This is a genomic window from Pseudomonas sp. Q12-87 (assembly GCF_001269755.1).
GTDB classification, from domain to species: domain Bacteria; phylum Pseudomonadota; class Gammaproteobacteria; order Pseudomonadales; family Pseudomonadaceae; genus Aquipseudomonas; species Aquipseudomonas fluorescens_S.
Genome location: NZ_LHVI01000016.1, coordinates 91,645 through 109,843, shown reverse-complemented (window position 1 = coordinate 109,843; position 18,199 = coordinate 91,645). Strand labels below are relative to the sequence as shown.

17 protein-coding genes are annotated in these 18,199 nt (G+C 60.5%); 4 read left to right on the top strand and 13 right to left on the bottom strand.

Annotated elements, in window-relative coordinates; all coding sequences use genetic code 11:
* Positions 1-176: 176 nt before the first annotated feature.
* Together AD663_RS10810 and AD663_RS10805 are read right to left on the bottom strand one after the other, a co-directional pair.
* Positions 177-2,552, bottom strand: a complete 2,376-nt coding sequence (locus AD663_RS10810) for an RND family transporter (RefSeq protein ID WP_003180660.1) — start codon at positions 2,550-2,552, stop codon at positions 177-179.
* Positions 2,553-2,592: 40 nt separating this feature from the next.
* Positions 2,593-3,645, bottom strand: coding sequence for a YCF48-related protein (locus AD663_RS10805; RefSeq protein WP_053213690.1), 1,053 nt, complete (start codon positions 3,643-3,645; stop codon positions 2,593-2,595).
* 405 nt (positions 3,646-4,050) lie between these two features.
* On the opposite strand from AD663_RS10805, the gene AD663_RS10800 reads away from it, so the two are divergent.
* A complete protein-coding gene (locus tag AD663_RS10800) occupies positions 4,051-4,479 on the top strand; it encodes a hypothetical protein (protein WP_033045979.1) in 429 nt (142 codons plus the stop codon).
* A gap of 199 nt (positions 4,480-4,678) precedes the next feature.
* On the opposite strand, the gene pepN is transcribed toward AD663_RS10800, so the two are convergent.
* The 6 genes from pepN to AD663_RS10770 are packed head-to-tail and all read right to left on the bottom strand — an operon-like array spanning position 4,679 to position 11,214.
* Positions 4,679-7,336, bottom strand: a complete 2,658-nt coding sequence (pepN, locus tag AD663_RS10795; RefSeq protein WP_053213689.1) for an aminopeptidase N — start codon at positions 7,334-7,336, stop codon at positions 4,679-4,681.
* A gap of 13 nt (positions 7,337-7,349) precedes the next feature.
* Complete coding sequence (locus tag AD663_RS10790) at positions 7,350-8,180, bottom strand: DUF2797 domain-containing protein (protein WP_003180654.1); 831 nt, start codon at positions 8,178-8,180, stop codon at positions 7,350-7,352.
* On the bottom strand, positions 8,177-8,437 hold the full coding sequence (locus AD663_RS10785; protein WP_003180653.1) for a YeaC family protein: 261 nt from the start codon (positions 8,435-8,437) through the stop codon (positions 8,177-8,179). The genes AD663_RS10790 and AD663_RS10785 overlap by 4 nt, the downstream gene beginning before the upstream one ends.
* Before the next feature lie 46 nt (positions 8,438-8,483).
* Positions 8,484-9,356, bottom strand: a complete 873-nt coding sequence (locus tag AD663_RS10780) for a rhomboid family intramembrane serine protease (RefSeq protein ID WP_053213688.1) — start codon at positions 9,354-9,356, stop codon at positions 8,484-8,486.
* The gene (locus AD663_RS10775; RefSeq protein WP_172680599.1) at positions 9,353-10,327 is read right to left on the bottom strand and encodes a metallophosphoesterase; all 975 of its coding nucleotides are present in this window, start codon (positions 10,325-10,327) and stop codon (positions 9,353-9,355) included. Before AD663_RS10775 ends, AD663_RS10780 begins: the two co-directional genes overlap by 4 nt.
* The gene (locus tag AD663_RS10770; protein ID WP_003180647.1) at positions 10,324-11,214 is read right to left on the bottom strand and encodes an NAD(+) kinase; all 891 of its coding nucleotides are present in this window, start codon (positions 11,212-11,214) and stop codon (positions 10,324-10,326) included. Before AD663_RS10770 ends, AD663_RS10775 begins: the two co-directional genes overlap by 4 nt.
* 105 nt (positions 11,215-11,319) lie before the next feature.
* Here AD663_RS10770 and AD663_RS10765 point away from each other — a divergent pair, with 105 nt between their 5' ends.
* A complete protein-coding gene (locus AD663_RS10765) occupies positions 11,320-12,285 on the top strand; it encodes a DUF1853 family protein (protein WP_003180645.1) in 966 nt (321 codons plus the stop codon).
* Between the two features lie 130 nt (positions 12,286-12,415).
* Here AD663_RS10765 and AD663_RS10760 read toward each other — a convergent pair whose 3' ends face one another.
* Positions 12,416-13,699 (bottom strand): arsenic transporter, encoded by a 1,284-nt coding sequence (locus AD663_RS10760; RefSeq protein ID WP_003180644.1) that lies wholly within the window; start codon positions 13,697-13,699, stop codon positions 12,416-12,418.
* A 318-nt stretch (positions 13,700-14,017) separates the two neighbouring features.
* Entirely contained in the window at positions 14,018-14,578 is a 561-nt protein-coding gene (locus AD663_RS10755) for an NADPH-dependent FMN reductase (RefSeq protein ID WP_003180642.1), read from the bottom strand.
* Positions 14,579-14,763: 185 nt separating this feature from the next.
* Between AD663_RS10755 and AD663_RS10750 the strand changes: the two genes are divergently transcribed.
* Positions 14,764-14,997, top strand: a complete 234-nt coding sequence (locus tag AD663_RS10750) for a hypothetical protein (protein WP_003180640.1) — start codon at positions 14,764-14,766, stop codon at positions 14,995-14,997.
* Positions 14,998-15,081: 84 nt separating this feature from the next.
* Positions 15,082-15,975: a LysR substrate-binding domain-containing protein gene (locus AD663_RS10745; protein WP_003180639.1), complete on the top strand. Its 894-nt coding sequence runs from the start codon at positions 15,082-15,084 to the stop codon at positions 15,973-15,975.
* Here AD663_RS10745 and AD663_RS10740 read toward each other — a convergent pair.
* The 3 genes from AD663_RS10740 to rnhA all read right to left on the bottom strand — a co-directional run bounded on the left by AD663_RS10740 (position 15,941) and on the right by rnhA (position 18,148).
* Positions 15,941-16,555, bottom strand: a complete 615-nt coding sequence (locus tag AD663_RS10740) for a GNAT family N-acetyltransferase (RefSeq protein WP_003180637.1) — start codon at positions 16,553-16,555, stop codon at positions 15,941-15,943. The genes AD663_RS10745 and AD663_RS10740 overlap by 35 nt on opposite strands.
* Before the next feature lie 323 nt (positions 16,556-16,878).
* Positions 16,879-17,643 (bottom strand): DNA polymerase III subunit epsilon, encoded by a 765-nt coding sequence (gene dnaQ / locus AD663_RS10735; RefSeq protein ID WP_003180635.1) that lies wholly within the window; start codon positions 17,641-17,643, stop codon positions 16,879-16,881.
* A gap of 52 nt (positions 17,644-17,695) precedes the next feature.
* Positions 17,696-18,148: a ribonuclease HI gene (gene rnhA, locus AD663_RS10730; RefSeq protein WP_003180633.1), complete on the bottom strand. Its 453-nt coding sequence runs from the start codon at positions 18,146-18,148 to the stop codon at positions 17,696-17,698.
* Positions 18,149-18,199: the final 51 nt, after the last annotated feature.

The following is an 18,199-nucleotide window of genomic DNA, read 5'->3' as shown; positions in this document are numbered from 1 at the left end:
AGGCTAGAGGTGATCAGCCTATTACACCGGGGTGCCTGGTTTGGGGGTTGCTTCGCAACCCAGCGGGGATAAATCCCCTCACCACAGGATTGTGTTTGGCAATGAGTGCTTTGAGTAGCCTGACTCACCCAGCCCCAGCGGCTCCTTGCCAGGGTGGGTGTGCTTTGTGCTGGTGATCAGTGTGCAAACAAGGAATTGCCCTTCTGCCCCGCCAGCTTTTCAGGCTTGATCAGGAACCGCGCCAGCGCCGGCAGCAGCCACAGCGCGCCGAACATGTTCCACAGCAGCATGAACGTCAGCATCAGGCCCATGTCTGCCTGGAATTTGATGGCGGAGAAGATCCAGGTGCACACACCGATGGCCAGGCACAGGCCGGTGAACAGCACGGCCTTGCCGGTGGACTTCAGCGTCTGGTAGTACGCCTCTTGAAGCGGCAGTCCAGCCCGCAGGAAACTTTCCAGGCGGCTATAGATGTAGATGCCGTAGTCCACGCCAATCCCGACGCCAAGCGCCACCACCGGTAACGTCGCGACTTTCACGCCGATGCCCATGAACGCCATCAGGGCGTTGCCCAGCACCGAGGTCAGTACCAGCGGCAACACGATGCACAACGTTGCGGCCCAGGAACGGAAGGTGATCATGCACATGGTCGCGACGCAGATGTACACCAGGATCAGGATCGTCAGTTCCGACTCCTTGATCACTTCGTTGGTGGCCGCCTCGATACCGGCGTTACCGGCGGCGAGGATGAATTCCAGGCCGTCCCGGTTGTTTTCCTTGGCGAAGTCCTGCACCGCCTTCACCGCCCGGTCCAGCGTCTCGGCCTTGTGGTCGTTGAGGAAGACCAGCACCGGTGCCAGGGAGCAACTGTTGTTGTACAGGCCATCGGCCCGGGCAATGGAGTTGTTCAACACATCAGGATTGCGCGACAGGGTTTCCCATTTCAGGTTGCCCTCGTTCATGCCCTTGATCATCTGCTTGGACACGGTCACCAGGGAAATCGCCGACTGCACGCCCTCCGTGTTCTGCATCTTCCACATCAGCTCGTCGATGGGCGCCATGGCTTCATAGCGCGAGCAACCTTCGGCCTTGGTCTTGACCATCACCACCAACACGTCGGAGCTGGTGGAGTAGTTGCTGATGATGAAATTGTTGTCCTTGTTGTAGCGCGAGTCCGGACGCAGTTCCGGTGCGCCCTGGTCCAAGTCGCCGATCTTGAGGTTCTGGCTGTACCAGAGCCCGCCGCCGAAGGCGATAACCGCCAAGGCGATGGACACCGGCGCGACTTTGGCACTGGCGAAGTTCGACAGCGTGCGCCAGAACGGATGTTCGCGAGTCGCATCCTTCTTGCTGCGTTCGATGGCACGCTTGCTGATGCCGGCATAGGAGATCGCCACCGGAAGCAGGATCAGGTTGGTGAACACGATCACCGCCACGCCGATGGAGGCGCCGATGGCCAGCTCGCGGATCACGCCGATGTCGATGATCAGCAGGGTGATGAAGCCGACAGCGTCCGCCAGGATCGCGATCATGCCCGGCAGGAACAGTTGTCGGAACGTGCGCCGCGCCGCCGTCAGTGCATTGTCCGCCTCGCTGGACTGCAAGGCGATGCCGTTGATTTTCTGCACGCCATGGGAAATGCCGATGGCGAAGATCAGGAACGGCACCAGCATCGAGTACGGATCGAGCCCGAAACCGGCGGCATGCATCAACCCCAGTTGCCAGACCACCGCCACCAGTGTGGTAGTCAACACCGCAACGGTGCTGCGCATGCAGTTGGTGAACCAGTACAGCAGGATCAGCGTAATGACGAAGGCCACGCCAAAGAACAGCACCACCATGACCAGGCCGTCGATCAGGTCGCCGACCTTCTTGGCAAATCCGACGATGTGAATCTGCACGTTGGGGTTCTGGGCTTCGAACTTGTTGCGGATCTTGTCTTCAAGCTCGTGGGAGAACTTCTGGTAGTCCAGCGCCAGCAACTTGCCTTGATCCTGAGGGTCCGGATAGGACTCCAGCAGCGGAATATCGACGATGCTCGATTTGAAATCGTTGGACACCAGGCGTCCGACCTGGCCTGACTTGAGCACGTTGTTGCGCAGCAGGTCGAGGCTGTCGGCCGAGCCGTTGTAGCTCTGGGGAATCACCTCGCCACCGGCGAAACCTTCCTCGGTCACTTCGGTCCAGCGCACGCTTGGGCTCCACAACGACTTGAGCCCGGAGCGGTCGACGCCGGAGATATAGAACACCTCATCGTGGATCTGGCGCAGGGTCTCCATGTATTCCTTGGAGAAGATGTCGCCGTTGGTGGCCTCCACGGAAATCCGTACCGTGTTGCCCAGGTTTGCCAGGTCATTGCGGTGCTCAAGCATCTTCTCGATGAAGGGGTGCTTGAGGGGAATCATTTTTTCGAAACTGGTGGACGGCCGGATCAGCGTGGCTTGCCAGAACAGGAAGATGCTGACCAGCAGGCAAATGATGATCACTGCCGGGCGGTTATTGAAAATCAGGCGCTCGAGGAACGTCGCCTTGTCTTGATGATGACTGCTCATGGGGTCCGCCTTCTTGTTTTTATGCCCTTGCAGGCCCGACTCATTTGCTCAGTTCGGCACCGGTGGCCGTGGTGGCGCGAACGCCTCCCTGCCCCGCCAGGATCAGGTTGCCGTTGCCCGCCGCCGTGACAGCTGCCACGGAAATGCGATCAGGGCGATTGAATACGCTGAAGGACTCGCCGTCGTCGGTGCTGCGAACCACGCTGCCGCCGTTACCAACGATCACGATGGACCCGTCTGCCAACAACGTGGCCCCGGACAGGCCGAACTCCAGCGCTCCACGGGCGGCCTTCAGCTCGACCTGCTCCCAGGTGTCGCCGAAATCGACGGAGCGATAAAGATTGCCGCGCAAGCCGTAGGCCAGCAGTGTCGAGGGTTGGGCGGTGCCGATGACGCCGAAGAGCGAGCCTTCGTATGGGCCTTCGATCTTTTCCCAGGACTGGCCCCAGTCGGCGGAGCGAAACATGCTGCCGGACTCGCCGACGATGAACAGCCCGGCGTCTTTCACCGCGGCGATGGCGTTAAGGTGGAACTGGTCTTCGTTGTCGAGCCGATCACTGGCATCTTCCCAGTGCTTGCCACCATCGATGGTTGCCAACAACGCGCCGTAGGCGCCCACGGCAAAACCGGTGCTGGCGTCCTTGAACCAGACGTCCAGCAGCGGCGCTTCACGGGCAAGGTCTTCGAATTGCTTGGTCCAGGTACTGCCACCGTCGTCGCTGGCGAGGATCTGCGCGTCGTGGCCCACGGCCCAACCGTGTTTGTCATCGACAAAAAATACTGCGGTAAGCAATTGGCGGGTCGGCACCTTGGCCTGGGTCCAGGAGCTGCCCTGGTCATCCGAATAAACGATGTGCCCACGATCCCCCACCGCCACCAGGCGCTGGCCGGCGTGGACCACGTCGAGCATCAGGGTTTTGCTGGCCTTGGCCGATTCAACGGAATAGATGACATCGGTGGTCGAGGCCGCAACGGCCATCACCGGTGCCGACAACACGGCAGAGCCCAGCAGCGAGAGCACCGCAGCCAGCAACGCGACTTTGCGCAGCATCGGCGGGCGGCAGCGCCCCACAGCCATGACAGGCTCATTCATAGACCTTTCCCCCATTATTATTGTTAGGTGGGCGCCGTAAGCAGGCTCCTCCACCTTGCAGTCCTGGAGCATAGCCCTGAAACCTGCAATCTAGAGCCACTTCGGAAGCTGACCTATCCTATCGGGCTTTCGAAAGGTCTGACAATCGACGCCACGTTATCTTTTGTTAACCAGGGGGATTGGCGCAGGGGGTGAATGGCGGGGTATTCGGTGGGGTGATGGCGAGGGCTGGCCAGGGGATTACTTTGTCATGACAACCTATATCGCCTATTTAAAATCAATATAAAACCCTGTTATTTCTGACAGTAGCCCTCTGCCCTTTTCTAATCGACACTCATCACACCGAACAGTGACTTATAGAACTTGCGCAGAATTGCATTAACAATCGCAAGAGGAGCGAGTGTCATGACAACCACTAAAAATGTTGAAGGAAAAGGCTTTGATGTAGAACCCTACAATAGCTACGTCATGCAGACCCCAACCATAAGCAAGCTGCTGGAAGGAACAGGATACTCATGGGACATGAATCTGCCATCATTCAATTTTATCAATAAATATATGGGTGCCACCTTTATAAATTACAAAGTAATGGGAAGCATTGGACACAGTAATAAATATTCTGCCAGTATTACTTTCCATGATGACCTTAGATGCTTAAGCACTGAATTCATTAAAGAAACAGAGGATCCAGCAGCAGAAAATGAAGAAGCCTTGGTCGAGGCTCTCAGCTTGAACATTCTACTTGCTAGAAACTATACGGTGAGTGACAACCTATGGTCACTGGCCATTCTTGGCTCTGGAATAGAACTTAACTTCTCTAAAAGAAGCATTTAGGCCGGTACTCTCATGAGCCCCCGCAGATAAAGCTGCAGAATACTAGTGCCCTGCCTTTTACCTCTCAAAATTGATCTTTTTTTGTATAGACCCTGTGCGCTTGAACACAAAATATGTGTTCACCGAAGATTTACTGTGGGAGCGAGCTTGCTCGCGATAGGGTGCACCGCGGTCCGCCAGGCAGACCGCGGCTTCAAGGTCACGCCAAGCTCTTGCTCACCACTTCAAACACATCGGCAGAAAGCCCGCCGGACGCCAGGATGCGTTCCAACTCGGCCTTCATCAGTGCCTGGCGGGCGCTGTCGTATTTGCGCCAGCGGGTCAGCGGCGCCAACTGCCGCGAAGCGATCTGCGGGTTGAAGCCGTTGAGCTGGATCACCAGGTCCGCCAGGAAGCGATAGCCCGAGCCGTCGGCGGCGTGGAAGTTGATCAGGTTCTGCCCGGCGAAGGCGCCGACCAGTGCCCGCACCTTGTTCGGGTTCTTGATGTTAAATGCCGGGTGCTCCATCAAGGCCCTGACCCGCGCCAGGCCGCCAGGCAGCGGGCTGCCGGCCTGGACACTGAACCACTGGTCCATGACCAGCGGGTTGCCCTTGAAGTTTTCCGCGAACACTTCCAGGGCCTTGGCCTTCTCGGCTTCGAATGGCGAGTTGACCAGCACCGCCAGCGCCGTCAGGCGTTCGGTCATGTTGTCGGCGCTATCGAACTGCTCCAGGGTTGCACTCAACACCTCAGGCTTGCCGGTGAGCATCAAGTACGACAGGGCGATGTTCTGCAACGCGCGACGGGCGAAATGCTCGGCTTCGGCCACATACGGTGTGCGTTTCGACAAGTCGCGGTTGGCTTCGTAGCGCAGCCACAGCGCTTCGAAGAGGTTTTCGGCCAATTGCCGGCGGGCGAATTCGCGGGCGGCATGGATCGCCTCGACGTCAGCCACTTCGCTGATTTCCGTCAGGTAGGCTTCACTTGGCAGCGAAAGCATTTCCGCAACCATGGCCTGATCCAGGGATTCGTCCGATAGCACGCTGCGCAGCGCACTGACCAGGCGTGGGTCCAGCGACAGGCTAGCGCCCTTCTGATGCTGGCCGATCAGCTCCTGCAACACCTGCACCGACAACTGCTGGCCGGCATCCCAGCGATTGAAACCGTCGCTGTCATGCTGCATCAGGAACATCAATTGGTCGCGGTTGTACGGGAAGCTCAGCTTCACCGGCGCCGAGAAACCACGCAGCAGCGATGGCAGCGGCTGTTCGGCAATGTCGACGAAGGTGAAGGTCTGCTCGGCTTCGGTGACCGAAATCACCCGGGTCGTACCGCTTGCCGCGGCTTCACCGGCCAGTCGCAACGCAAGCTCGGTGCCATGACTGTCCAGCAGGCCCAGTTCCACGGGAATAACGAACGGCAGTTTTTCCTGTTTGTCCGGGGTCGGCGGGCAACTCTGGCTGAAGGTCAGGCTGTAGGTTTTGGCTGCGGCGTCGTAGGACTCGCTCACTGCCAGCCGTGGCGTACCGGCTTGGCTGTACCAGCGCTTGAATTGGCTCAGGTCGACGCCGTTGGCGTCTTCCATGGCCTTGATGAAGTCATCGCAGGTCACCGCCTGGCCATCGTGGCGCTCGAAGTACAGGTCACTGCCCTTGCGGAAACCCTCAGGCCCCAGCAGCGTGTGGATCATGCCGACGACTTCCGAGCCCTTTTCGTACACGGTCAGGGTGTAGAAGTTGGAGATCTCGATAAAGCTGTCCGGACGTACCGGGTGGGCCATGGGGCCGGCGTCTTCGGCGAACTGGTGGGTGCGCAGGTAAGCCACGTCCTGGATGCGCTTGACGGTGGCGGAGTTCATGTCGGCGGAGAAACCGGCGTCGCGGAACACCGTGAAGCCTTCCTTGAGCGACAGCTGGAACCAGTCGCGGCAGGTCACGCGGTTGCCCGACCAGTTGTGGAAATATTCGTGGGCAACGATCGCCTCGACCCGCTGGTGCGCGGCGTCGGTGGCGGTTTCGGCGCGGGCCAGCACAGCGCTGGAGTTGAAGATATTGAGGCCCTTGTTCTCCATGGCCCCCATGTTGAAATCGTTGACCGCGACAATCATGAAAATGTCCAGGTCGTATTCGCGGCCATACACCTCTTCGTCCCAGCGCATCGACTTCTTCAGGCTGGTCATGGCGTGCTGGCATTTGTCGATGTTTTCCGGCTCGACATAGATGCGCAGCGCTACGGTGCGCTCGCTCATGGTGGTGAAGGTATCTTCGACGCACCACAGGTCCCCGGCCACCAGGGCAAACAGGTAGGCGGGCTTCTTGAACGGGTCTTCCCAGGTTGCCCAGTGCCGGCCGTCTTCGCCAGGGCCACTGGCAATCGGGTTGCCGTTGGACAGCAGCACCGGATAGCTGTGCTGCTCGGCCACCACCGTGGTGGTGAACTTGCTCATCACGTCCGGGCGGTCGAGGTAATAGGTGATCTTGCGGAAGCCTTCGGCTTCGCACTGGGTGCAGAACATGCTGCCGGATTTGTACAGGCCTTCCAAGGCGGTGTTGGTTTCCGGGTGGATCCTGACGGTTGTGTCGACCGTGAAGGCCTGGGCCTTGGGGTGCAAGGTCAGGTGGCTGTCATCCAACTGGTAATCGCCCTGCCCCAGGTCGGCGTCGTCGAGCTTGAGCGAAATCAGCTCCAGGTGCTGGCCGTCGAGCACCAGCGGCGGCAGCCCAGCGCCGCGCTCAGGGTTGCGGCGCATCACCAGTTGCGCATGGACCAGGCTGTGGTCCTCGAACAACTCGAAGGTCAGGTGCGTCTCGTCGATCAGGTACTCGGGCGCCTGATAGTCCTTCAGGTAAATCATCTTCGGTTGTTCGGTGCGCATGGGTCGAATCCTTCTACTGATGCACGGCGAGCTGGTAAGCCGTGTATTTACGAATGTTGATCACGCCGGTGTCGAAAATCAGGTACTGGCCCTTGATTCCCAGTAGCGTGCCTTCGGCGATCGGGTTCTTGTCCAGGTTGAAGCTGACGATCTTGGCCGGATACTGCTCCACCGGATAACGGATCTCGATGGGTTCGACGTCCGCTATGGTCTGGATCGCTTGCAGGCCGAATCGTTCCTGCAAGCCCTGCAATCCCTGGGCGCAGCTTTCAAACAGCGAATCGCGAATTTGTGGCAGGTCTACCGCCACGGCATCGCCCTTGAGCAAGGCGCGCCAGTTGGTCTTGTCCGCCACCTGGCTGCGGAACAGGTCCTCGACGAACCCCGACTGCTGGCGGGTGGCGACCCGCAGGATCGGCAGCGCCTGGCTGGCGCCCTGGTCCAGCCAGCGGGTCGGCAATTGCGTGGCACGAGTGATGCCGACTTTCACGCCCGAGGAGTTGGCCAGGTACACCACATGATCGGTCATGCAGAACTGCTCGCCCCAGGCCGGGTCGCGGCAGGTGCCCGCGTCGAAATGGCAACGTTCCGGGCTCATGATGCACAGGTCGCATTGGGCCAGCTTGGTCATGCAGGGGTAGCAATAGCCCTGGCTGAAACTGGTCTTGGTCCGGCGTCCGCAATGGGTGCAGTGGATCGCACCGAGAAACTCCAGGCGTACCGTGCTGCCGATCAACGGGTTGACCGGCACCTCGATATCGCCCAGGCGAAAGGCGTATTGAACGGTCGGCCCGTCAAGGCGCGCCGACATCTTGCTGATTGCACCGCGGCCAATCTCGATCAATGGATGGCGTCCGACTTGAACAGGATGTTAGGCACTTCGGTGGACTTCGACTGGCATTCCTGCGGGCCCATGTAGCCGGTGCGTTCTTCTTCGGGCAGGTTCTGGATCTCCCAGGCGATCATGGCCTGCAGCGACAGCTCGCGCTGCTCGGCGGTGAGCTTGTTGCCATCGGACCATTTGCCGATTTCCACCGCCAGCTTCAGGCTTTGGTAGATGTCGGGGGTGATGTTCTGGATCATTTCGTTGAACGAGGACATGAGATCTCCGCGCAGTCGCGCATTTTTCAAAAGACACTAGCGTCAGTCAGAGGGCCATTTTACGGCGAGCGAACAGCCCACCCAACAGTCCGGTCAGGCAGCCGACGAGTAACCCGCCAACGTGGGCACCGTTGGCGATTTCACCGAAACCGATCAGCGAGACCAGCCCCGACAGGCACAGCGCCAGCCATACCAGCATCATCACCAACACGCCACGGGGCAGGTAATAAGCCGGGTTCGGCGCCAGCAGTTGATAAATCCAGCAATGCCCCAGCAGGCCATACAACACGCCGGACAAACCGCCGAACAGCGTCGCGCCGCTGACAAAATACTGGACGAAATTGGACGCCAGGCTGAACAGCAGTGTCAGCCCCAGCAGGTTGATGCCGCCCTGGCGCGCTTCGATCCGCCGCCCCAGCTCCCAATACCACATGCCATTCATGGCGATGTGCAGGAAACCGAAGTGGATCAGCATCGGCGTGAACAGGCGCCACCACTGCCCCGCCGCCAGGCTGTCGGCCAGGGGCGTGAACTGGATATAGTCGCCGACGACGCGAAACTCGAGGAACGTCAGCCAGCGCAAAGTTTGCAGGTTCTCCCCCAGCAGGGTCACCGCACCGACGATCAGGCTCAGCAGCAATATCAGGGCCGTGACCGGGCTGCGCGTCAGTTGCTCGACAAAGCCCGGCCGGCGCGCGGTGCTACCGGTATCCGGCAGTTCCAGTTGCTGCTCGGGATCGCCGTCCGGGAAACGTGCGTACAAGGAGCGCACGTCTTCGCTGATGTCATCTGGCACCCACAAGACCTGCTCGCCCGCCTCCTCACTGACTCGATGGGGCACTTGCATGCGCTGCAACAGTTTGACGAACCCGCTCAGATCCGCAGCCAAGGGCAAGCGCAAGACGGCGACGGCACTCATTGCATCGCCTCCGGGCGCTCGACATCGACCCAGACGAATTTATGCGGGTCCAGGCGGGTTTCCCGGTCCAGGCGATAAGCGACCAACTTGCCATATAGCACCGCGCTGTAGTCCAGGCAGGCCAGGTTCGGGCGGATCGGCGCGGGTTTGCCGCTGCGCCAGTAATGCCCGACGAACAGCAACGGTTCGTGGACGCCATAACGCAACAGGTTGTTCTTTTCATCCGGCGACAGCGGCGTGCGCGCCACGGGCTCGGGCAAGGCGTCGGGCTGGAACACGATGTCACCGTAGGTTTGCGGGTTGTCTTCCCAGAACTTGGTGCGGAAAAACGAACGGGTCAGGCCGTCGCCACCGGTGAGGGTCAAACCGTGGGGCAAGCGCATATCGGTGCCGCGCAGCAGACGATCGAATACAGTGCAGGCGAAACTGCCCACCTGGGTGGAGGCCTGGAGGAAGTGCTCGTCGATGCAGCCGTCCGGGAACAGCCCGCGTAGCGGTTCGATCAGGCCGGCATCCCAACAGGCGTGCACCACCCGGAAATGGCCGGCATCAATAAACAGCGGCAATTCATAGAACCACTTGAGGAAGTCATGCCAGTCGCCGGGGTGCTGCTCGAACTGGGTCAGTGTTTCGTTGAGCAGGCGAGCATGGCGCGGCGTATGTTCGCGCACGTAGCGCTGGCCACTGCCGGGCAAGGCCGGTGTGCTCCAGCCGAGGGCATTGAACTCGTGGTTGCCCATGATGCATAGCGCCTGGCCAGCCACGACCATGTCGTGGACGATGTGCAGCGCCTCGCGGATCCGCGGACCCCGGTCGATGATGTCGCCCAGGAACACGGCCATGCGCGACGGATGCCGCCAGACCCCGCCCTGCTTCTGGTAACCGAGTCGGTCCAGCAGGCGTTCAAGGGTCAGGGCGCATCCGTGCACGTCGCCGATCAGGTCGTAACTGCGCGCGGGATCGAGCATCAGTCGCCTCCACCCCCCAACCGGCTGCCCCAACCGAGCTTGGTCCGGCAGACTTCATAGTAATTGTGATCCAGCGGGTGGATCAGGCGCAGCTTCTGCGCTTTCTTGCTGACGGTGATGGTGTCACCCGGCGCGCAGGTGAAATGGTTCTGACCGTCACAGGACACTTGCGGGTAGATCTGCATATCCTTGGACACGACGATTTTCAGCTCACTGTTGCCATCGACCACAATGGGTCGCCCAGACAAGGTATGGGGGTACATCGGCACAATCACAATAGCGTCGAGCTTGGGGTGCATGATCGGGCCTCCGGCAGACAGCGCATAGGCCGTGGATCCGGTGGGCGTGGCGACGATCAGGCCGTCGGCCTTCTGGCTGCAGACGAACTGGCCATCGATGTACAGCTCGAATTCGATCATGCGCGTGGATTTGCCGGGGTGCAGCACCACGTCATTGAGGGCATCGCCCTGGCCAATAGCCTCGGCGTGGCGGCGAACCTCGGCTTGCAGCAGGAAGCGGTTTTCCACCAGGTAATGGCCGTCCAGCACCTCGGCGACCTTGATCTCCAGCTCGTCGGGACGAATATCGGTCAGGAACCCCAGGCTGCCCCGGTTGATCCCCAGCACCGGGATATTGTGCCGCGCCAGGGCCCGGGCGGCCCCCAACAGGCTGCCATCGCCGCCAACCACGATCACCATGTCACAGACTTCGCCGAGCATTTTGCGCGAGGACGTTTGCAGGCCGTGCCCTGGCAGCACTTCGGCAATGGTGTCCTCGAGAATCACATGCAGGTGCCGCTCCAGGAGGAAACGTTTGAGTCGGCGAACGGTGTCCAACACCTGCGAACTGCCCAGGCGACCGATGATGCCGATATTGCGAAATTGCTCCATGAGGCTCCTGCGAGGGTCTGCTGCGGGCGAAAAACACGATTATGGGCGAAAGCGCTCCATAGACAAAATTCTTTAAGCCTTCACCACAGCGGCTATGCTCGCAAAATGATCCTGTTTCCTGAATTGCTGGACTTGCCCCGCCGCCTGCGCCATCCCGAAGTGCGCGATCTGGCGTGGGCGATACTTGCCCCGCCGATGCTCATCGACCCACCCTGGCCCCAGCGCCACCCCCTGGCCGGCAGTGGCTGGGTGCAAGATCCTCATCGACTGGAATACTGGTTGCGGCAACTGGACCGTGACAGCTATCCACTGCTGCATTGCCTGTCCCAAGGGCGAACACGGCGCCTGGGCCTGTATTACGAAAGGCTGTGGCAATTTGCCGTGCAACACGCCCCGGGCATCGAGCTGATTGCCGCGAACCTGCCGATCCGGCACGCCGGCCATACGCTGGGCGAATTGGACCTGCTGCTGCGCGATGGCGACGGCGTCCATCATCTGGAATTGGCGATCAAGTTGTACCTCGGCCCCCAGCACGGCAATGGCCAGGACACCGCGCAATGGCTCGGCCCGGGCTGCCATGACCGACTCGACCGCAAACTGGCGCATTTGCGCGAGCACCAACTGCCGATCTCGGCACGTCCGGAAAGCCGCAAGGCCTTGGCGGCACTGGGTGTTGAGCCGTCCGGTATCGAGGTGTTTCGTTCCGAACTCTGGCTCGGCGGTTATTTGTTGTATCCCTGGCCGGGCAAGGCCGAACCACCGGCCGGTGCGCACCCCAGGCATCTACGGGGAAGCTGGCTGCATCAGCGCGATTGGCCAGCCTTCGTCGCCCAACGTCCGCCAGGCCGCTGGCAACCCCTGCCCCGCGCCGCCTGGCTGGCCCCAGCCCATTATCCAGCGGACCAGACCTGGAGCACCGAGCAACTGGACGCCTGGCGAATGGCCCTCGACTCCATGGCGCCAGCGCAACTGATGGTGCGCCTGACCGAAAGTGCAGAGGGCGAGTGGGAAGAGGCCGAGCGGCTGTTCCTGGTGGCCGATCTTTGGCCGGATGTGCCGGGCAACGGCTGAATTTGAGGGTGTCTACCAGGCCCTCATCGCGAGCAGGCTCGCTCCCACATGGTGTCTCTGTTCACCATTGAAATTGCAGACGCTGCGGTCACTGTGGGAGCGAGCCTGCTCGCGATGAAGCCTCCTCGGTCTAGAGTGACAACCGCACCGCCAGCGCCGCCAGCGTCACCAGCAACACCGGCACCGTCAACACGACCCCGACCTTGAAGTAATACCCCCAGCCTATCCGGATATTTTTGCGCTCCAGCACATGCAGCCACAGCAGGGTCGCCAGGCTGCCGATCGGAGTAATCTTCGGGCCCAGGTCGCTGCCGATGACGTTGGCATAGATCATCGCTTCCTTCACCGCGCCGGTGGCCTGGCTGGCATCGATGGACAAGGCGCCGATCAGCACCGTCGGCAGGTTGTTCATGATCGACGAAAGCAGTGCCGTCAGAATACCGGTGCCCATGGCCGCGCCCCACACACCATATTCGGCGAAGCCATCAAGCCAGTGGGCCAGGTATCCGGTCAGCCCGGCGTTGCGCAAGCCGTACACCACCAGGTACATGCCAAGGGAGAAAATCACGATCTGCCACGGCGCCTCTTTCATCGCTTTGCGGGTGGATATCTTGTGGCCTCTGGCGGCGATGGCCAGCAGCAACATGGCACATACCGCCGAGATGGCGCTGATCGGGATTCCCAGCGGCTCCAGGGCAAAACAGCCCAGCAGCAGGATCACCAGCACCGCCCAACCGGCATAGAAGGTGGCCTTGTCGTGAATGGCAGACGCCGGATCGTCCAACTGCTGCGGGTCGTAGTCCCGCGGGATGTCTCGGCGAAAGAACCACAGCAGTATCGCCAGGCTGGCCGCCACGCTGACCAGATTGACCGGCACCATGACCGCCGCGTAGCGGTTGAAGCCGATGCCAAAGAAGTCCGCCGAAACAATGTTCACCAGGTTCGACACCACCAGCGGCACGCTCGCCGTGTCGGCAATAAAACCGGCGCCCATTACGAACGCCAGGGTTGCCGCCGGCGAAAAACGCAACGCCAGCAGCATCGAAATCACAATGGGTGTCAGGATCAACGCCGCCCCGTCATTGGCGAACAGCGCCGACACCAGTGCGCCCAGCAACACCATGAACGCAAACAGCTTGCGCCCACTGCCCCGCCCCCACCGGGCCACATGCAGGGCCGCCCAGGCGAAGAACCCCGCCTCGTCCAGGAGCAGGCTGATGATGATCAGCGCGACAAACGTGCCGGTGGCGTTCCAGATGATCTGCCACACCAGCGGGATATCACTGACCTGCACCGCCCCACTCAACAACGCCAGCACCGCACCCAGCGTCGCGCTCCAGCCAACGCCAAGCCCCTTGGGTTGCCAGATCACCAGGGTGATGGTCAGCAGGAAAATCAACGACGCGATGAGCATGCGCAACAGCCTTGAGCAGGTAAATGAAAGGATAAAACCAGCAGCAATGCCGCCGTCGGGGCCTGGAAGACTTCAAGGCGACGGAGGGAATCGGGCATGGCGAAGGTGGATCGTGAGTGCGAGGGGCGAATATAGGGAGCTTGGATTATTCAGTAAAGCCGGGATCCAACATTCGGATACGTTTGTGGCGAGGAAGCTCGCTCTCGCTGGGTCGGGCTGGCGCTCCAGCGCCTGGCGTCCCTGTTTTTGGGTCTGCTGCGCAGCCCAGCGGGAGCAAGCTCCCTCGCCACAGGGGGCTGCTGAGGGTTCGAGACCCGATCAGGCCTTTTTATGCTGCTCGACCCATTTGCCATAGGCGTCGATGAATTTCTGCAGGAAGGGTTTGAGCGATTCCGACAGGTTGCCCGCCTCGTCGAAGGCCGTCCCGGCGCCGCTCAGGTAAGCTTCCGGCTGCTGCATGCAGGGCACATCGAGGAACACCAGGGATTGGCGCAAATGATGATTGGCACCGAAACCACCGATGGCACCTGGCGAAGCACTGATCACCGCGCCCGGCTTGCCGCTCAGGCAACTCTGGCCGTAGGGACGCGAGCCGACGTCGATGGCATTTTTCAACGGTGCCGGTACCGAGCGGTTGTACTCGGGGGTGACGAACAACAAGGCATCGGCGGCGCCGACCTGCTGGCGGAACGTGGCGTAGGCTGCCGGCGGCGGCGTCACGTCGATGTCTTCGTTGTAAAGTGGCAGCTCGCCGATTTCAACAATGTTCAGTTTCAGATTGGCAGGAGCCAGCTCAGCCAGTGCCAGCGCAATCTTGCGGTTGATCGATGCCTTGCGCAGGCTTCCCACCAAAACGGCCACTGTGTAGACATTACTCATGAGAGGCATTCTCGACTGTCGGTTCGAAGGAGCCCTAGTTATAGATGATCGGAGGACAATTTGGACCAGTGGAGCAACGAAAACTTGCCGGCTGGACTATTTTTTTCTTGTGGGAAAACTTACCGCGCTTGGGCAGGGTCTACAGAACCGCAAATCGAGTGATCTATTTCCAGAGGTTCTAAGCAATGGCAGCAGTACTTGTCGGACAATTTCATGCGCGGGACGCCGAAGGTCGCGTCTATTCGGTGCATGAGTTCCAGGAATCGACCCCGTCGCTGGACGGTAACGGCAAGGAGCCTGTCATCACGTACAAGCTGGCCATCGGTGATCGAGTCACGAAACTCGACGAAGACCGCTTCGTGCTGGTGCAGTCAGGCGTCGAGTTGACACGCGAACCGGAAACGCAAATAGCTTCATAATTTGCCATGAAGCAGAAGTCATGCCCGGAGTTGGGTTAGGATTCGGCCACTCAATGGCTCACCCGCCGAACACGGACCTCTTGCATGCGTTTACGCCACATCGAAGTGATCCAGGCGCTGCTGCAAACCGGCCACCTCGGCACGGCCGCCGAATGGCTGCAATTGCCGGTGGCGGAGGTCGAGGCGATCTTGCGCGATGCCGAGGCACAACTGGGCTTCATGCTGTTTGCCAGCGTGCGCGGGCGCTTGCAGGCTACCCGGGAAACCCTTGAGCTGCGTGACGGCATTACGCGGGTTTACGACACCCTCGAACCGGTGCAACGATTGGCTAGCAGCCTGAAACATTATCAGGCGCCGCCCCTGCGCATCATCTGTACCCCGCCGCTGGCCCAGCAGTTGCTGCCGCAAAGCATCGCGGCGTTGCGCCGACGCCATCCGGACGCGCCGTGCACCTTGCTCAGCCAGCCGACCCGCGAGATCGTCCAGAGCCTGCTGCTGCGGGAAAGCGACCTGGGCCTGAGCCTGCACGACCCCGAGCATCCCGACATCCGCTGCCAGATGATCGGCCAGGGCAAGCTGCAATTGCTGGCCCCCCACGGTTGGCTGCAACCACGGCAGAAATACATTTCGATTCAAGATTTGGCAGGCCAGTCGCTGGTCGGGCTCGATGGCCACGATCCGCTAAGCCCAGCCTTCGAGCACAAACTGGCAGCGCTACGCCCAGCGCCGCTGATCCAGATTCGCGTCCAGACTCATCAAATGATGCGGGCCATGGTCGAAGCCGGCGAAGGCCTGGCCATTGTCGACCCGTTTACCGCCTCAGGCGCCAGGAATGGCGGCCTGGATGTCTGCCCGGTGTCGCCCGCCATACCGATCAATCTTTATGCCCTGAGCCTGGATGGCACGACGCCCTCGCCCGCCCTCCAGTCGCTGCTGGAGCGGATTACGGAACAAGCCGAGGCGTTGTTGGGCCATTGATCGACATGCCCAGCGGATCGTCGAACAACCGGTACCAGAACAGGGCCACCTCAGCGGTGTGGCGGTCAATGGCGCGATAGCGCAGGTGATCGATGCCGCCCAGCACATAGCCGCAACGCTCATAGAGACGGCACGCGCCCAGATTGTTGTTCTGGGTTTCCAGCATGATCCCTGGGAGTTTTTTCTTGCGGCTCCAGAACTGCGCAACATCGAGCAACGCCTTGGCCACCCCATGGCGTCGCGCCGGGGCATGCACCGCCAGTTCGTCGATATGGGCGAAACCGTTCCAGTTGGTACTGACCACGATATGACCCACTGGCTGATCATCCAGAAAGGCCATGAAGATTTCGCTGTCCGGGGCGTCGCGAAAACTGGCGAACTCTTCGGGATCGATGCCATAGCACTTGCGATAGGGAACAATCGGCGTCACGGCCCATTGGCTCACCGGGCGGCCCATCTGCGCCGTACCGTAGTGGCTGACCTCGAAACTGAAATCACTGCCCCAGATGTAGGCGGCGAAGCCGTCATCGACGACACGCACCGACAACCCGGGGTGCTTGGGATTCATAACCGGCTGCATAGCGGGAAAAGTCCTCATTCCTTGAGGCAACCCACGGCGCGTTGCCATCCAGTGTCCTTGCCTTTCAAATTTTCACACATCAAGCGGGTTCCGTAGCCTGCCGTTACCTCAGGGTAGAAGGTCGTGGCGATTGTGGCGAGAAATGAACATGGATGCAGCCGTTCGTTCAGGGTTTACCGGAATCATCGTGGCGAGGGAGCTTGCTCCCGCTTGAGTGCGAAGCGCTCACAAAATGGGGCTGCTTCGCAGTCCAGCGGGAGCAAGCTCCCTCGCCACAAGACTCTTCGCTTCCTTGAATGAGCGCATTGGCTCCCACAGGGGTCTCATCCGTTCGCGGAGGCCTGTGCCTCGGCCAACTGCGTCCACAGTGCCGGAGCGCCAGCGGACTTGGCGATGGCTTCCAGACGTGCGGCATGCTCGGCCAGATCGCTTTCGCTGGCGTGAATGATCCGCGAGGGCTTGCGGTCAGCCGGCAAGCGACGGATTTCCGTGGCCTGGTTGCCCGAACCTTCGCCGGTACCGTTGCCGTCCGAGGCATTGCCGGCCAGGGACAGGCTGGTCTGGCCGCCGGTCATGGTCAGGTAGACGTCGGCCAGGATCTCGGAGTCGAGCAAGGCGCCGTGCAGCTCGCGACCGGAGTTGTCGACGCCGTAGCGCTTGCACAAGGCATCGAGGCTGTTGCGCTGCCCCGGGTGCCGCTCCCGGGCCATCATCAAGGTGTCGAGGATGGTGCAATGCTGGGTGATGTCGGCCCGGTCGTGCTGGCCCATCAGGGCGAATTCGTTGTTGATGAAACCCACGTCGAACGCAGCGTTGTGGATGATCAACTGCGCGCCCTGGATGAATTCGAAGAACTCATCGGCCACTTCCGCGAAACGCGGCTTGCCCACCAAGAATTCGTTGGTGATGCCGTGGACGCCGATAGCGCCCTCGTCACTTTCCCGGTCCGGTTGCAGGTAGACGTGAAAATGGCGACCGGTCAGGCGCCGGCCGATCAGTTCGACACAACCGATTTCGATAATCCGGTGACCATCGGTCACCGGCATGCCGGTGGTTTCGGTATCGAGTACAACAGATCTGTTGGCCATCAGTGTTCAGCTCTCAACGGGCATGCTTGCAAAAGCGCGGATGTTAGCACGCTCAGGCCTGCTTATACCCCCGCACCTCATCCACCCCACGGTTGGCCAATTGGTCGGCCCGTTCGTTGCCGTGGTGGCCGATGTGGCCACGTACCCATTTCCAGGTGACGTTGTGGCGGTTGACCTGTTCATCCAGCAGTTTCCAGAGGTCGGCATTCTTCACCGGTTCCTTCGCGGCGGTCTTCCAGCCGCGCTTTTTCCAGTTCGCCATCCACTCGTTGATGCCTTTCATCACGTACTGCGAGTCCGTTACCAGCAGCACATCGCAAGACCGCTTGAGTTCTTCCAATCCGCGAATCGCGCCCATCAGCTCCATGCGATTGTTGGTGGTATTGGCTTCACCGCCCCAGAGTTCCTTCTCCACGCCCTTGCACACCAGCAGTGCCCCCCAGCCGCCCGGACCGGGGTTGCCCTTGCAGGCGCCATCTGTGAAGAGTTCTACGCTATCGCTCATGCCAATCTATCCAGAATAAATGCAAAGGCCCGCCGATCGCGGCGGACATTG

Bases quoted from the DNA above. Each gene is read 5' to 3' on its own strand.
- AD663_RS10810 (WP_003180660.1), bottom strand. From the start codon at position 2,552: ATGAGCAGTCATCATCAAGACAAGGCGACGTTCCTCGAGCGCCTGATT.
- AD663_RS10805 (WP_053213690.1), bottom strand. From the start codon at position 3,645: ATGAATGAGCCTGTCATGGCTGTGGGGCGCTGCCGCCCGCCGATGCTG.
- AD663_RS10800 (WP_033045979.1), top strand. From the start codon at position 4,051: ATGACAACCACTAAAAATGTTGAAGGAAAAGGCTTTGATGTAGAACCC.
- pepN (WP_053213689.1), bottom strand. From the start codon at position 7,336: ATGCGCACCGAACAACCGAAGATGATTTACCTGAAGGACTATCAGGCG.
- AD663_RS10785 (WP_003180653.1), bottom strand. From the start codon at position 8,437: ATGTCCTCGTTCAACGAAATGATCCAGAACATCACCCCCGACATCTAC.
- AD663_RS10780 (WP_053213688.1), bottom strand. From the start codon at position 9,356: ATGAGTGCCGTCGCCGTCTTGCGCTTGCCCTTGGCTGCGGATCTGAGC.
- AD663_RS10770 (WP_003180647.1), bottom strand. From the start codon at position 11,214: ATGGAGCAATTTCGCAATATCGGCATCATCGGTCGCCTGGGCAGTTCG.
- AD663_RS10765 (WP_003180645.1), top strand. From the start codon at position 11,320: ATGATCCTGTTTCCTGAATTGCTGGACTTGCCCCGCCGCCTGCGCCAT.
- AD663_RS10760 (WP_003180644.1), bottom strand. From the start codon at position 13,699: ATGCTCATCGCGTCGTTGATTTTCCTGCTGACCATCACCCTGGTGATC.
- AD663_RS10755 (WP_003180642.1), bottom strand. From the start codon at position 14,578: ATGAGTAATGTCTACACAGTGGCCGTTTTGGTGGGAAGCCTGCGCAAG.
- AD663_RS10750 (WP_003180640.1), top strand. From the start codon at position 14,764: ATGGCAGCAGTACTTGTCGGACAATTTCATGCGCGGGACGCCGAAGGT.
- AD663_RS10745 (WP_003180639.1), top strand. From the start codon at position 15,082: ATGCGTTTACGCCACATCGAAGTGATCCAGGCGCTGCTGCAAACCGGC.
- AD663_RS10740 (WP_003180637.1), bottom strand. From the start codon at position 16,555: ATGCAGCCGGTTATGAATCCCAAGCACCCCGGGTTGTCGGTGCGTGTC.
- dnaQ (WP_003180635.1), bottom strand. From the start codon at position 17,643: ATGGCCAACAGATCTGTTGTACTCGATACCGAAACCACCGGCATGCCG.
- rnhA (WP_003180633.1), bottom strand. From the start codon at position 18,148: ATGAGCGATAGCGTAGAACTCTTCACAGATGGCGCCTGCAAGGGCAAC.